Source organism: Uliginosibacterium sp. TH139, from assembly GCF_002855595.1.
Classification (GTDB): domain Bacteria; phylum Pseudomonadota; class Gammaproteobacteria; order Burkholderiales; family Rhodocyclaceae; genus Uliginosibacterium; species Uliginosibacterium aquaticum.
In genome coordinates this window covers 260163-273465 of sequence record NZ_PKRR01000005.1, presented here as the reverse complement: position 1 = coordinate 273465, position 13303 = coordinate 260163, and the positions used below count along the sequence as shown (strand labels likewise).

At 62.5% G+C, this 13303-nt stretch carries 7 protein-coding genes; 5 read left to right on the top strand and 2 right to left on the bottom strand.

Annotated features, from left to right (window positions below):
* The first annotated feature begins 218 nt into the window (after positions 1 to 218).
* On the top strand, positions 219 to 1067 hold the full coding sequence (locus C0V76_RS13820) for a 5'-nucleotidase, lipoprotein e(P4) family (RefSeq protein ID WP_143707427.1): 849 nt from the start codon (positions 219 to 221) through the stop codon (positions 1065 to 1067).
* 66 nt (positions 1068 to 1133) lie between these two features.
* On the opposite strand, the gene msrB is transcribed toward C0V76_RS13820, so the two are convergent.
* Positions 1134 to 1529 carry a peptide-methionine (R)-S-oxide reductase MsrB gene (msrB, locus tag C0V76_RS13815; protein ID WP_101943137.1) on the bottom strand — a complete coding sequence of 132 codons (396 nt, stop codon included), beginning with the start codon at positions 1527 to 1529 and terminating at the stop codon, positions 1134 to 1136.
* Between the two features lie 138 nt (positions 1530 to 1667).
* Between msrB and purL the strand changes: the two genes are divergently transcribed.
* The 3 genes from purL to C0V76_RS13800 all read left to right on the top strand — a co-directional run bounded on the left by purL (position 1668) and on the right by C0V76_RS13800 (position 8468).
* Entirely contained in the window at positions 1668 to 5594 is a 3927-nt protein-coding gene (purL, locus tag C0V76_RS13810) for a phosphoribosylformylglycinamidine synthase (protein ID WP_101943135.1), read from the top strand.
* Positions 5552 to 6712: a BamA/TamA family outer membrane protein gene (locus C0V76_RS13805; RefSeq protein ID WP_216821739.1), complete on the top strand. Its 1161-nt coding sequence runs from the start codon at positions 5552 to 5554 to the stop codon at positions 6710 to 6712. Before purL ends, C0V76_RS13805 begins: the two co-directional genes overlap by 43 nt.
* 649 nt (positions 6713 to 7361) lie before the next feature.
* Positions 7362 to 8468 carry a pectate lyase gene (locus tag C0V76_RS13800; protein ID WP_101943133.1) on the top strand — a complete coding sequence of 369 codons (1107 nt, stop codon included), beginning with the start codon at positions 7362 to 7364 and terminating at the stop codon, positions 8466 to 8468.
* Positions 8469 to 8613: 145 nt separating this feature from the next.
* Here C0V76_RS13800 and C0V76_RS13795 read toward each other — a convergent pair whose 3' ends face one another.
* A complete protein-coding gene (locus C0V76_RS13795; protein WP_101943131.1) occupies positions 8614 to 10692 on the bottom strand; it encodes a YCF48-related protein in 2079 nt (692 codons plus the stop codon).
* A gap of 268 nt (positions 10693 to 10960) precedes the next feature.
* On the opposite strand from C0V76_RS13795, the gene C0V76_RS13790 reads away from it, so the two are divergent.
* Positions 10961 to 13075, top strand: coding sequence for a YCF48-related protein (locus C0V76_RS13790; RefSeq protein WP_101943130.1), 2115 nt, complete (start codon positions 10961 to 10963; stop codon positions 13073 to 13075).
* Positions 13076 to 13303: the final 228 nt, after the last annotated feature.

Sequence of the window (13303 nt, the reverse complement as noted above, 5' to 3'; positions counted from 1 at the left end):
GTTGATCGGCCGATGAACTCCCGGATCAGCTTGAGCTGTATCCGAGGGGGATTTGTTGAAGGCATGTGTCCTGACCGCTAGGGGGCAGAATTCTCTGCATTCGTGTTCAGGCATGAGGGTCTTCCATACCCGCTGATGGGCGCAAACCGTTTGCGCTTCGATAATCGTTGAAAGTCCCGACAGGGGCATTCAACGCATCAATCGAACAGGGGGAAATCTTGAAGCAAATTTATCTGGTGGTCTTACTCATGTTCGGCTTGGCGTCCGGCACCTATGCACAGACGCTTCCTCCTACAGAGAAAGCCATTTCTCAGGTCAACGGTGTGCTGTGGACACAGCAATCGCTGGAGCATCATGCCGCGGCGGCGATGGCTTATCACACCGCGAGCGCAGCGCTGCCGCGTGTCATTCACGGCAAGCTCTGGGCTTCGTTGGAGCAAGGCAAGGCGAAGTTACAGCGGCCGGCGGTGATTCTTGATGTGGATGAGACCGTGCTCGACAACTCGGAATACGATGCTTGGGCAGTGCAGAACAATCAGGCATTTGCGCCGCAGAGTTGGTCCGCCTGGATCAGGCGTGAGGCAGCGCCTGCGGTGCCGGGTGCGGTGCGCTTCACTCAGCTGGCGGCGAAGCTGGGAGTGGATGTGTTTTATGTGAGCAACCGCGAATGCGTGGCGGATGAGGCCGATCCTTGTCCGGCGCTGACACATACTCAGTCAAACATGGCCAGGCTGGGGTTCGCTCGTGCCAATGACCGAGCTGCGTTTATGTTCAAGAAGCAGCGTCCGGAGTGGAGCGTTAGCGACAAAAGCGAGCGACGCGCAAAAATTGCCGAAACACACCGAGTCATCATGCTGATCGGCGATGACATGGGGGACTTTCTACCGGTTGCAAGCGTGGAACGTTTGCGCAGAGGGGAGGCTGACGCTGCCGCCAGCGAAATAATGAGCCACTTCGGTATGAATTTATTCATGATCCCGAACCCCAGTTATGGATCATGGGAAAAAGCGCTGCCGGCCAATCCGGCTGCACGCATCCCTTTGCTGAAAGGGCTGGAAGGGCTGTAGCAGCGCCCCTCGATGAAGGACTCGTCGTAGGCTCTAGCCTCCATGCACGCTGTTATCAACAGTGCTTCAACTCTTCTTCAGCTTGATCGAGGCCGAGTTGATGCAGTAGCGCAGGCCGGTCGGGGCAGGGCCGTCATCGAAAACATGGCCCAGGTGCGCGCCGCACTGCTGGCACAGCACTTCGGTGCGGTACATGCCGTGGGAAAAGTCCTCACGCTGCTCGACGTTTTCCGGGGCAGCAGCGCTGTGGAAGCTGGGCCAGCCGCAGCCGGCATCGAATTTCGTGTCCGACTGGAAGAGCTCGGCACCACAGCAGCGACAGCGGTAGTCGCCGTTTGACCATTCGTTCCAGTATTCCCCGCTAAAGGGACGCTCGGTGCCGGCCTGGCGGGTGACGCGGTATTCCTCGGGGCTCAATACTTCACGCCATTCTGCGTCGGTCTTCTCAATGGGGCGGGGCATGGTGGAGGCTCTCTGTGATTGTGAATTGGCTTGTCTTCAAGACCTTACGGCATTTTTGCCCAGTTTTGGAGGGGCGCTTCCGCTATAATCCGGCCTCCCTCAGACCGGCCCGGCCGGTTTCAATCCAGAGTGCCTCCCATGTCCGACATCCTCAGCCTTCGCGGCGCACCGGCCTTTTCGGCTTCGCGCCTCTCTCGCCTATCCGAATCCCTGAGCAGCGCTGGCGTGAAATTGCACGCTCTGGCTGCTGAATTCTGGTACTTCGTGGAGGTCAAGGAATCCCTGTCGGCGCAGGAGCTGGAGCGTCTGGTTGATCTGCTCGATGCCCGCCCAGCCAACGCTGCAGCGCCGGCCGGCACGAATCTGCTGGTGACGCCGCGTCTGGGCACGATCTCGCCCTGGTCCTCGAAGGCCACGGATATCGCCCACAACTGCGGCTTCGCCAAGATCGTGCGTATCGAGCGCGGCATCCAGTTCTCGCTGGATGGCAAGTTCGCCCGCGAATCCGTGCTGCCGCTCTTGCATGACCGCATGACTGAATCTGTGCTGGACTCGGTAGAAGCCGCTGCTGGCCTCTTCGCCCATTACGCACCGCAGCCGCTGACCAGCGTCGACATCCTCGCAGGTGGCCGCGCCGCACTGGAAGCTGCCAACGTCGAGCTGGGGCTGGCTCTGTCGGACGACGAAATCGACTACCTGGTCGAAAACTTCACGAAAGTTCAGCGCAACCCGACCGATGTCGAGCTGATGATGTTCGCGCAGGCGAACTCGGAGCACTGCCGCCACAAGATCTTCAACGCCGACTGGATCATCGATGGCCGCAAGGAAGAGAAATCCCTCTTCGGCATGATCAAGGACACCCACAAGGCGCACCCGGAAGGCACCATCGTGGCCTACGCGGATAACGCCTCGATCATCGAAGGTTTCGAGGTGGATCGTTTCTATCCGGATGGCGAAGGCGAGTGGAAGTACCGCAAGGAGCTGACCCATATCCTCGCCAAGGTGGAAACCCATAACCACCCGACCGCGATTTCACCCTTTCCGGGCGCTTCGACCGGTGCGGGTGGCGAGATCCGCGATGAAGGCGCGACCGGTCGTGGCTCGCGTCCGAAGGCTGGCTTGGCCGGCTTTACCGTGTCGAACCTGAATATCCCCGGCGCGACCCAGCCCTGGGAAAAGGCCTATGGCAAGCCGGAGCGCATTGCTTCCGCGCTGGACATCATGATCGAAGGCCCGCTCGGTGCTGCGGCCTTCAACAACGAATTCGGTCGCCCGAACCTGACCGGTTATTTCCGCACTTTCGAGCAGGAAGTCGAAGGCGAAGTGCGTGGCTATCACAAGCCGATCATGATCGCTGGCGGCCTGGGCAGCATTCAGGATCAGCAATCCTTCAAGACCAAGTTCGCCCCCGGCACCTTGCTGATTCAGCTCGGCGGCCCCGGCATGCTGATTGGTCTGGGCGGCGGCGCAGCCTCCTCGATGGCCACCGGCAGCAATGCGGCGGATCTGGACTTCGCCTCGGTGCAGCGTGGCAACCCGGAAATGGAGCGTCGCGCCCAAGAGGTGATCGACGCCTGCTGGCAATTGGGCGACAAGAACCCGATCCTCGCCATGCACGACGTGGGCGCGGGCGGCTTGTCCAACGCGATGCCCGAGCTGGCCGATTTCGCTGAACTCGGTGCGCATTTCGAGCTGCGCAACATCCAGATCGAAGAGCCGGGCATGAGCCCGCGCGAGATCTGGTCGAACGAATCGCAAGAGCGCTACGTGCTGGCGATCGCGCCCGAATCGCTTGGCCTGTTTGAATCCTTCTGTGCCCGCGAACGCTGCCCGTTTGCAGTGGTTGGCACGGCAACGGGCGACGGCCGCCTGCAAGTAACTGACAGCCACTTCGGCAATCACGCCGTCGACATGGACATGCAGGTGCTGCTCGGCAAACCGCCGAAGATGACCCGCGACGTGGCCACGCGCCCGATTTACCTGCCGCCTTTCGACGTGAGCGAAATCGATGTGAGCGAGGCAGCGCTGCGTGTGCTGCGCATGCCGGCGGTGGCGAACAAATCTTTCCTGATCACCATCGGCGACCGCTCGGTGGGCGGCCTCACCGCGCGCGATCAGATGGTCGGCCCCTGGCAGACACCGGTGGCCGATGTGGCCGTCACTGCGATGAGCTTCCACGGCTACACCGGCGACGCCTTTGCGATGGGCGAGCGTACGCCGCTGGCCTGTGTAAATCCGGCAGCCTCGGGTCGCATGGCCGTGGGCGAATCCATCACCAATCTGCTCGCGGCCGATGTGGTGAAGATCGGTGATATCAAGCTCTCCGCCAACTGGATGGCCGCCTGCGGCCAGCGCGGCGAGGATGCGCGCCTGTTCGATACGGTGAAGGCCGTGTCCGAATTCTGTATCGGTGCCGATCTGTCGATTCCGGTCGGCAAGGATTCGCTGTCGATGCGCACCACCTGGAAAGAGGGCGAAGAGGCCAAGTCGGTGACCTCACCGCTGTCGATGATCTCCACCGCCTTCGCACCGGTGCAGGACATCCGCAAGACCCTCACGCCGCAGTTGAAGATCGAAGAAGGCGTTGAAACCGAACTGGTGTTGATCGATCTGGGCAAGGGCAAGCACCGCTTGGGCGGCTCGATCCTCGCACAGGCTTACAACTCGGTCGGCGAGCACGCGCCGGATATCGATGCCGTCACCATGAAGGCCTTCTTCACCGGCATCACCGCGCTCAAGCAGGCTGATCTGCTGCTCGCCTATCACGACCGCTCCGATGGCGGCCTGTTCGCAACGCTGGCCGAAATGGCTTTTGCCGCGCGCACCGGCATCTCGATCGAGCTGGATTCGGTGTGCTACGACGACATGGTCAATGACATCGACGGTGCCGAAAAGCGCCCGGATATGCTCAAGGGCCGCTTCAATGATCGCGTATTCGGCGCGCTGTTTGCCGAAGAGCTCGGCGCGGTGGTGCAGATCCGCCGCAGCGACCGCGAGCGCGTGCAAGCCATGCTGCGCGAAGCAGGGCTGGGCGCTGAAACTCACTTCATCGGCTTCCCGAATGATCGCGGCGCCCTGCGGATTCGTCGCAATGCCAAGACCGTGTTCGAAGCCGATGTCCACGAGTTGCTGCAGGTGTGGTCTGAGGTCAGCCACGAGATCGCGCGCATCCGCGACGACGCGACGAGTGCCGATCAGGAGTTCGCCGCGCTGGCCGACAAGGCCGATCCGGGCCTGTCCGTCGCGTTGAGTTTCGATGCAGCCGAGGATGTGGCCGCGCCTTACATCGCCAAGGCCAGCGCACGTCCCAAGGTGGTGATCCTGCGCGAGCAGGGCGTGAATTCACAGAACGAGATGGCTTCGGCTTTCGAGGCCGCTGGCTTTGCGGCTTATGACGTGCATATGTCCGACCTGATGGCCGGCCGCGTCAATCTGGCAGACTTCCACGGCCTCGCAGTTTGTGGCGGTTTCTCGTATGGCGACGTACTGGGCGCGGGGCAGGGCTGGGCCAAGTCCATTCTGTTCAACGACAAGTTGCGCGAGCAGTTCTCGGCCTTCTTTGGCCGCAGCGACACCTTCGCACTGGGCGTGTGCAACGGTTGCCAGATGATGAGCAACCTCGCCGAAATCATTCCGGGTGCCGATGCCTGGCCGCGTTTCCAGCGCAACCGCAGCGAGCAGTTTGAAGCCCGTACGGCGATGGTCGAAGTACTGGAATCGCCGAGCATCCTGCTCGCCGGCATGGCTGGCAGCCGCATGCCCATCGTGGTCAGCCACGGCGAAGGCCGTGCCGACTTCAGCCAGCACGGCGCGCAAGACAAGGCATTGGTGTCGCTGCGCTTCATCGCCAACAACGGCGAGTTGGCGAGTGCTTACCCGGCCAACCCGAATGGCTCGCCCGCTGGCATTACCGGCTTGACCACGCCGGACGGACGCTTCACCATCATGATGCCGCACCCGGAACGCTGCCGTCGCAGCGTACAGATGAGCTGGGCACCGGACTCGCTGGGAGATGATTCGCCGTGGATGCGCATGTTCCGCAACGCAAGGGTCTGGCTGGGCTGATCAAGCCCGTTCTGCTGGCCGCCGGCTTGATGCTGGCGGCATTCGCGGTGCTGGCGGATGAAGGCGGGCGGTTCACCGATCCGGAAGACGGCCGCTTCGATGCCAGTGAACACCTGCTGAAATATCAGGGGGTGTTGCCGGTCCCGATCATCATTACCGAGCCGGCGGTGGGCTATGGCGCCGGGGTGGCCGCCGTGTATTTCGACGAATCGATTGCCGATGCGTCACAGCACAGCATGGCGGAAACTGGCCGGCGGGCGCCGCCGAACATCTCGGCCTTCGGCGGTTTCAAGACCGAGAACGGCACCTACGGCGGTTTTGCAGGGCATATGCACAGCTGGGATGGCGACCGCATCCGCTACCTTGGCGGTGTCGCCAAGCTTGCCATCAATCTTGATTACTACGGCCGGCAGGGTAACGCCCAGCGTTATACCGTGGATGGTCTTGGGCTGGTCCAGCAGGTGCTGATGCGCGCCGGCGATACGCCCTGGCTGTTCGGGCTGCGCTATGCCTATTTCGATTCCGAAATGCATTTCGATCGTGAACGTCCGCTGGACCTGCTGGATCAAACCTTCAAGCAGCGTCTGGGCGCAGTCGGAGCCTTGATCGATTACGACACGCGCGACAACTTTTTGTCGCCGAATGCCGGCAGCTATGTCGAAGGCGAGGGCAACTTCATGCGCCCGGAATTCGGCAGCACCAACAGCTTCGATCTGCTGGGTGCGCGCGCCTACCACTGGCAGCCGCTCAGCAAAAGCCTGGTGCTGGGCCTGCGGGGCGACTGGCAACTGGCCCAGGGCCAGGTGCCGTTCTGGGCACAGCCCTACGTCAAACTGCGCGGCATTCCTGCGGCGCGCTATCAGGATCGGCAGGCGGCGGCGGGCGAGCTGGAGCTGCGCTTCGCGCTGGATGAGCGCTGGTCGGTGATTGGCTTTGGTGGCATGGGCAAGGCCTACGGCGGGCGCAACGACTTTGCTGAGGCTGAACGCGTGACATCCTGGGGCGGTGGTTTTCGCTACCTGATCGCACGCAAGCTGGGTCTGCTTGCTGGGCTGGACATCGCACGTGGGCCAGATGACACGGCTTTCTATATCCAGGTCGGCAGCGCCTGGCGCTGAACTCACCAGGCGATTGCGCGTCGCACAGGCTTCGCCATCTATTGCCTCGATCCGCGAGTGCTGGCCTGAACTGTTTTGCAAGGTTTGTCTATAAGCCTATTGAAATTTTCTATTTATTCACGCAAAAAATTTTCCGTCCGGCGGGCCCCCGCGCTTTGGTGCACTGCCGGAGTTTGTCGCATGCCGCAGCGCTCTCAGACATGGCCTGGGGTGATCCGGACGGGTATTGCGCGCCACACCCAGACCGTGCTTTGTAGGCTCTCTGGTTTATGAAATTCACTGATAGGCATTGGTTTTCTGCTTCTCAGGGGACGTCAGCCTGAACCGATGGGTCAGCTTGCGAATTACTTTGCGGATCCGTCGGGCAACAGTGAGACGCAGCCTTGTCTTCGGCATGCACCGATGTTGCGCCGCAGCGTCATGAGTGCTGACGGAGGCACATGTATTTGTAGGTTGGTTTGATACAAGGGTAAACGCCTATTTTTGTCCATTGGTCGCGCTTATGCTGCGCTTGTCTCCATGGCTTGACCTGCGAATGGTCCTGCAAGATAGTGCGCACCACTGAACTTATTACTTCAGTCGTAGTAGCCCGGCATCGGCGGCCAAACCCTTGCAGGGCCTTACAAAAACATTGGCAGGAGACAAGACTATGCGTAGCAAGATCCTGATGGGCCTCGCGGCCCTCGCTTTCGCCGGCACTGCTTTTGCCGCGACTGATTATCCCGACGGTTACACCAAGTGCGTCCAGAACACTGGCGCCACCTGTAGCATGAGCGGTACCCGCAACGTTGCGCTGGGCAAATCCGGCAGCTTCGTTTATGCCGTCAAGACTGGCAGCTTCGCCTGTATCGGTTCGGCTTTCCCGACCAATTCCTACACCACTTCGGCTTGGTGTTCCTATGGCGCAACGACGAGCGCCAGCAGTTCCTCCGCAGCTACTTCGAGTGCAGCGGCTTCCAGCGTCGCTTCGTCCGCAGCAGCTTCGAGCAAGGCCGCTTCCTCGGCGGCTGCTTCGTCAGCAGCCGCCAGCAGCACCGCCGCCGGCAGCATCAACATGACGATCCCGGCCGCTACGGCGACTGTGACCAATCCTGGTACGACCACCATCCCGGCTGGCAGCACCAAGAGCTACGGCAACCAGCGTATCGGCGTGAAGAACTCCGTGGGCAACTGCACCAGTGAAGGTCAGATCCCGGTCTTCATCCTTGAAGAAGGCGCAACCCTGAAGGATGTGATCATTGCCGGTGGCGTGAATGGCTCCGACGGTGTGCATTGCAAGGGCTCCTGCACGATCCAGAATGTGTATTGGGAAGACACCTGCGAAGACGCAGCCTCCAACCTTGGCGCGGGTTCGACCATGACCGTCAAGAACGTCATCATCGCCGGTGCGACCGACAAGGCCCTTCAGCACAACAGCAAGAACAGCCTGACCGTGCTGCAGGATTCCTATATTGCTGATACCGGCAAGGTGTGGCGCTCTTGCGGTAACTGCACCAACAATGGCGGCCCGCGCAAACTCACCCTAGACAATGTGAAGGTCGGCAAGGCTGGCTCCATCGCGGGAGCCAACGGCAACTACGGTGACGTGGTGAAGATCCGCAAACTGCAGATCAAGGGTTACAAGTCCGGCAGCCCGAGCGTTTGCGTCGAATACAAGGGTATTGAGAAGAACGGTAGCGCTGAATCGCCGAAGATTGGCGAGAAGTGGAACACCTCTGTTTGCGACGTCAGCACCTCTGACGTGACTGCCTACTGATCGGCGATTGCTAAGTTCTGCAAGACGAAACGGGCGCTGCGGCGCCCGTTTTGTTTTTCAGGGTAGCCGGCTTGGCAGCAAGTGCTGAGCTCAAGTGGATGCCCAGGCGCCAGCCCTGCGAAGGGGCCGGACAGAGGGATTCGTTTTACTGCCCCAGACGCAGGATTCGATCGCCCCAGAAGAACAGGCTGCCACTGGCCGGATTGAGCAGGCTGCCGGCGTAGCGTGTGGGCTCGGGCGGGCTGGCTTCGCGCCAGCTCAGGCCCAGATCGGTGGATTGCAGGATGGCACCGCCACGGCCCGCCACCAGCAGGCGCTGACCAGCGGGGTCGTGGGCGATTAGCCGCAGCAGATCGGAGCTGCCGGAGGGGATGTTCTGCCAGCTCTGACCCAGGTCGGTTGAGCGCAGGATGTAGCCCTTGCTGCCTGCGGCCAGGATGCCGCCGCGCAGGCCCGGGATTGGTGCAAAGTCCGACAGGCTGGTGAATTCCGGCAGCATGATTTTCTCGAAGCTGCGCCCGAGGTCGGCCGAGCGCAGGATGCTGCCCTCGTTGCCGGCGGCGAGAAAGACTCCGCCGATCTGGCGCAGGCGCGAGATTCCTTTGGCCAGCCCTGCTGGCAGGTTCTCCCAGTGCGCTCCGCCATCATCGCTGCGGGCAAGGCGATCTTCCCGGCCGGCGGCCACCAGCACGCCGCTGTGAGGCTCCTGATCCATGCTCAGCCAGATCGTGTCGCGGTCGGCGTCGCTGGCTTGCCAGCTCTGGCCCCCATCGTCAGACCACAGGATGCCCCTGGCGTTGCTCAGGGCGAGGATGCGCCCAGATGCCAGCAGGCGCAGTTGCGAGAGGGTGGCGTCGCCCGCGATCTGGTGTGTTTGCCAGCTCTGGCCGCCATCGCTGCTGCGCATCAGGGTTCCGTTGGAGCCGGCTGCCAGCAGGCTGTGGCTGGATGGGTGATACAAGGCCGTGAAGAAATAGACGTTATCGGGCGCGGTGACGCGCTGCCAGCTTTGGCCGTCGTCGCGCGACAAGGCCAGGCTACCATTGACGCCGGCCGCCAGTAGCAGACCCTCTGGGGGCGCACTGGCGATGGCATGAGTGTATGGGCTCAGGCCATGCCGCACGATCTGCCAATTGCGGCCATCGTCCTCGCTGCGCGCGATGAGGCCACCGCCTCCGGCAGCCAGCAGCGCGCCCTCAGGCAGTCGGCCGAGGGTTTCAAATTCCTCCATGCCAGCTTGCAGCACTGACTGCCAGAGTCTGCCGCCCTCGCTGCTGCGGAAGATGCTGCCTTGTGCGCCGGCGGCGATGAACTCGCCATCCTGGGTGGCGAGTACGGAGGAGAGAAAGTGGCGGGTGCCGGTCTGGGCAAGCGACCAGCTCAGGCCGTCGTCTAGCGAATGGAGTACACGCCCGTCCTGAGTCACGGCGGCGATCTGTCCTGTGCGGGCCTGGGCGATGGCATTGATAAGGGCGCCCGTAGCACCGCTTGGCAGGCGGGTGTTCTGCCAGCGCCGGCCGGCGTCGGTCGAGCGCAGGATTTCGCCTGTGCTGAAGGCCGCCAGCAGGCTCCCACTGGCGAGTTCGGCGAGGCGGCTGACGTCTCCGTTGGGCTGAACCGCGATGCGTTGCCAGCGTTTGCCTGTGTCGGTGGAGCGCATCAGCAGACCTTTTTCGCCGCCCGCCAGAAGGATTGAGCTAGATGTGTGGCGTAGCAGGTGGGCGATATAGGCACGTGTTGGCATGCTCACGGCTTGCCAGTGCTTACCGCCGTCGGCGGAGCGCAGTAGGCTGCCGCCTTCACCGGCAGCAAGCAGCAGGCCGGTCTTCTCGTCGGCGAGCAAAAGGCTGCGCAGCGCGAGCGGGGGAATACCTTCAAGCCGCTCCCATTGTTGGCCGCATTGGCTACTGCGCAGGATCGTGCCTTCGCTGCCGGCAGCAATGAACTGGCGACGCCCGGCATCGAAGAGCAGGGCTGAGAAGGTGGCACGCGCCGGGCTGGGGAGACTTTGCCAGTGGCGCCCGCCATCCTGGCTGCGCAGCAAGGCGGCATCGCTGCCGCTCAACAGGGTGGCCGGGCAGGCCGGGTCGCTGGCGGCGACAAAGAGATTGGCGTTACTGGTGCTGAAATAACGGCCATTCGAAGGCATCGCACCCTGCGCAAAGGCGGCGTGCAGGCACAACGCCAGGGCGGTGGGCATGGCCAGGTGGAATGTCTGCTTCATCTGTCTCGTCCTGTGGTCCGAGCCGCTCTGTGGGGCTCTGCGAGCACGGATTCTGCCATGCGGCCTTGTGCAGCAGTTCAGTGTCCCGGAGCAAGATCGCCGTCCTGTTGTTGTTCTCCTGCGTCAGAAGCAGCAGGGTCCCGCGGGCCGACCGCAGGATTTCCCGCATTTCCATGCCCTGCGCTAGGATCGCCCTTCCGCAGTTAGCGGAATACAAGCCAAACAAGGTGGCCCACCACCTGGCAATCCAAAGGAGACTGGATTCGTGATGAGCAAGCAGAAACTGTGTTGCGCCCTTGCCGCGCTGGGCTGTGCCCTGGTGTTGAGTGCCTGTCAGCGTGAGGCCGCTGGGGTGGGGGGGGCGACCCTGAGCAAGACTCCGCCGACCTATCGGGGCGTGGTGATCAATCCTGCGCTGTATGTCGTGGAGTCGACCGGCAGTGGCTTTCTTGCTGCAGGCTCCGATGGAGCCGTCTGGCGCAGTGAGGATGGTGGTCAGAGCTGGCTGCCGGGCGTGCCGGGGCGGATCGCATCGCTTGCACGTCTGGCCGAAGTGCCGGGCAGCACGCGGCTGCTGGCGCTGGGTGCCAATGGGGCGCTGCAGCGCAGTGAGGATGGCGGACGTAGCTGGCTGCCGATAGCCTCTGGGGTGAGTTCGGCGCTACAGGCCTTGTTTGTCGAGGCTGACGGACGTCTCGCGCTGGCTGCCGGTCTGGAGGGGGCCATGCTTCGCTCCGAAGATGGTGGCTTGAGCTGGGAACAGATAGCCCTGCCGGGGCCGGCAGCGATCGGCCGGATCGTGCAGGAGCCCAGGAAGGGGTATTTGCTTGCGGTGGGTGGGGCAGGGGCGATCCTGCGCTCATCTGATCGCGGACGTTCCTGGGCGGGCATCGATGCGGGCGTGCGCGAAGGGCTGACCGAGGCGCTGGTCGAACAGCGTAGTGGCGATGTGTTGATCGGGGCTGGCAACGGTCATGTACTGCGTTCAAGCGATGCGGGTACGCGCTGGAGCAGGCAGGCTACGGGCCTGAGTTACATCACCCAGATCCTCCAAGAGCCGGATAGTGGCGTGCTGATTGCACTCGGGGCCGACAGCCATATTGCCCGCTCGGAGGATGGCGGCAAGCGCTGGCAGGTGGTGGCGGTGCCGATGCAGGGCGCCTTGCTGCGCGGGGTGTTGGCCGGAAAACGCATCGTGGCAGTGGGCGATCATGGCAGCACATTGGCCTCCGACGATCTGGGCAAGAGCTGGACGGCCCAGGCGGCGGGCGAGGATCGTCCGCTCAATTCGGTCGCCTTCGATGCCAGGAATGGCAGCCTGGTGGCGGTGGGGGCCGGGGGATGGATCATCCGCTCGAGCGATGGCGGTCGGAGTTGGCAGACCCGTTCGCTGAGCATCGCCGAATATGTGCATGCAATTGCCCAGTGGCCGGAAAGCGGCGAACTGCTCGCCGCGGGCATCAATCGCACGGTGTCGCGCTCGAAGGATGGCGGGCGTACCTGGAGCAGCCAGATCATGGGGCAGCTGGTCGAGCCGGCCTATCTCTTCAAGGTGGCGTATGAGCCGGTCAGCAAAAGCATGCTGTTTGCCGGTGGCAAGCGCTCCTGGTTGCGCACGCCGGATGCGGGCGCCAACTGGCAGCACGAAAGCACGGAGGGGCCGGTATATCAGGGTTTCGTGAGTCATCCGAAGACCGGGACGGTAGTTTTCTTTGGCGACTCAGGCGTGCTGGCGCGCCTGCCGGCGGGGGCCGTCAAGAGCGAGCCGCTGCCGCAACTGGTGGATGCCGCCTGGTTTCGGGGAGAAGTGGATGCCCAGACCGGCAGCCTGTGGGTGTATGGCGCCCAGGGCGCGCTCGCGCGCTCGGACGACGATGGCCGCAGCTGGAGCCTGATCGCAACCGGCACGGATGCCACGCTATATGGCGGCATATTCGATAGCGCCCGTGGCCTCTTTCTGCTCTCTGGCAGCAAGGGCCTGATCTTGCGCTCCGAGGATGGTGGGCACAGCTGGCTGCCGGTGGAGAGTGGCTCAGTGGCCATGTTGGGGGCGATGCTGCGCGATCCGAAAAGCGCAGCCTTGTTGGTAGCCGGGGCTCAGGGCACTGTCCTGCGTTCGACCGATGACGGCAAGCACTGGCAGTCTGCGCGCACAGGTACGGAAGCGCTGGTCCGCGCTTTTGCCATCGAGCCCGGCAGCGAGGCTTTGCTGCTAGCCGGGCGTGATGGCGTGATTCTGCGCTCAACCGACGGCGGCGAGACCTGGCAAGGCATTGCGTCCAATACCGAGTCCCGCATCAAGGCCCTGTTGCCTGATCCGAAGAGCGGCAATCTGATCGCCTATGGTGATCGCATCGTATTGCTGGAGCGGGTGGGTCAGTGAGGCTGGCTGTCCGGATTGCGTGGCATTCTTAGAAGCTGCTTACGATCTGACTGCGAGGCCGCTCATTGATCACTGAGAGGGCTCATGCGCAGCTTGGAATCCTCATTTATCAACATGAACTCCGGTTCCTGAGCGGTTCCTCATCCTGCTGACGTCCTCTCGCTACAGATCGTCAACAGCTTCTTAGGCAGGAGCAGCAGCGCGGCGAGCTTTGCCCTTAAAATGATT

Excerpts from the sequence above, each read along its gene's own strand:
- purL (WP_101943135.1), top strand. The coding sequence starts at position 1,668 with ATGTCCGACATCCTCAGCCTTCGCGGCGCACCGGCCTTTTCGGCTTCG.
- C0V76_RS13800 (WP_101943133.1), top strand. The coding sequence starts at position 7,362 with ATGCGTAGCAAGATCCTGATGGGCCTCGCGGCCCTCGCTTTCGCCGGC.
- C0V76_RS13790 (WP_101943130.1), top strand. The coding sequence starts at position 10,961 with ATGAGCAAGCAGAAACTGTGTTGCGCCCTTGCCGCGCTGGGCTGTGCC.
- msrB (WP_101943137.1), bottom strand. The coding sequence starts at position 1,529 with ATGCCCCGCCCCATTGAGAAGACCGACGCAGAATGGCGTGAAGTATTG.
- C0V76_RS13795 (WP_101943131.1), bottom strand. The coding sequence starts at position 10,692 with ATGAAGCAGACATTCCACCTGGCCATGCCCACCGCCCTGGCGTTGTGC.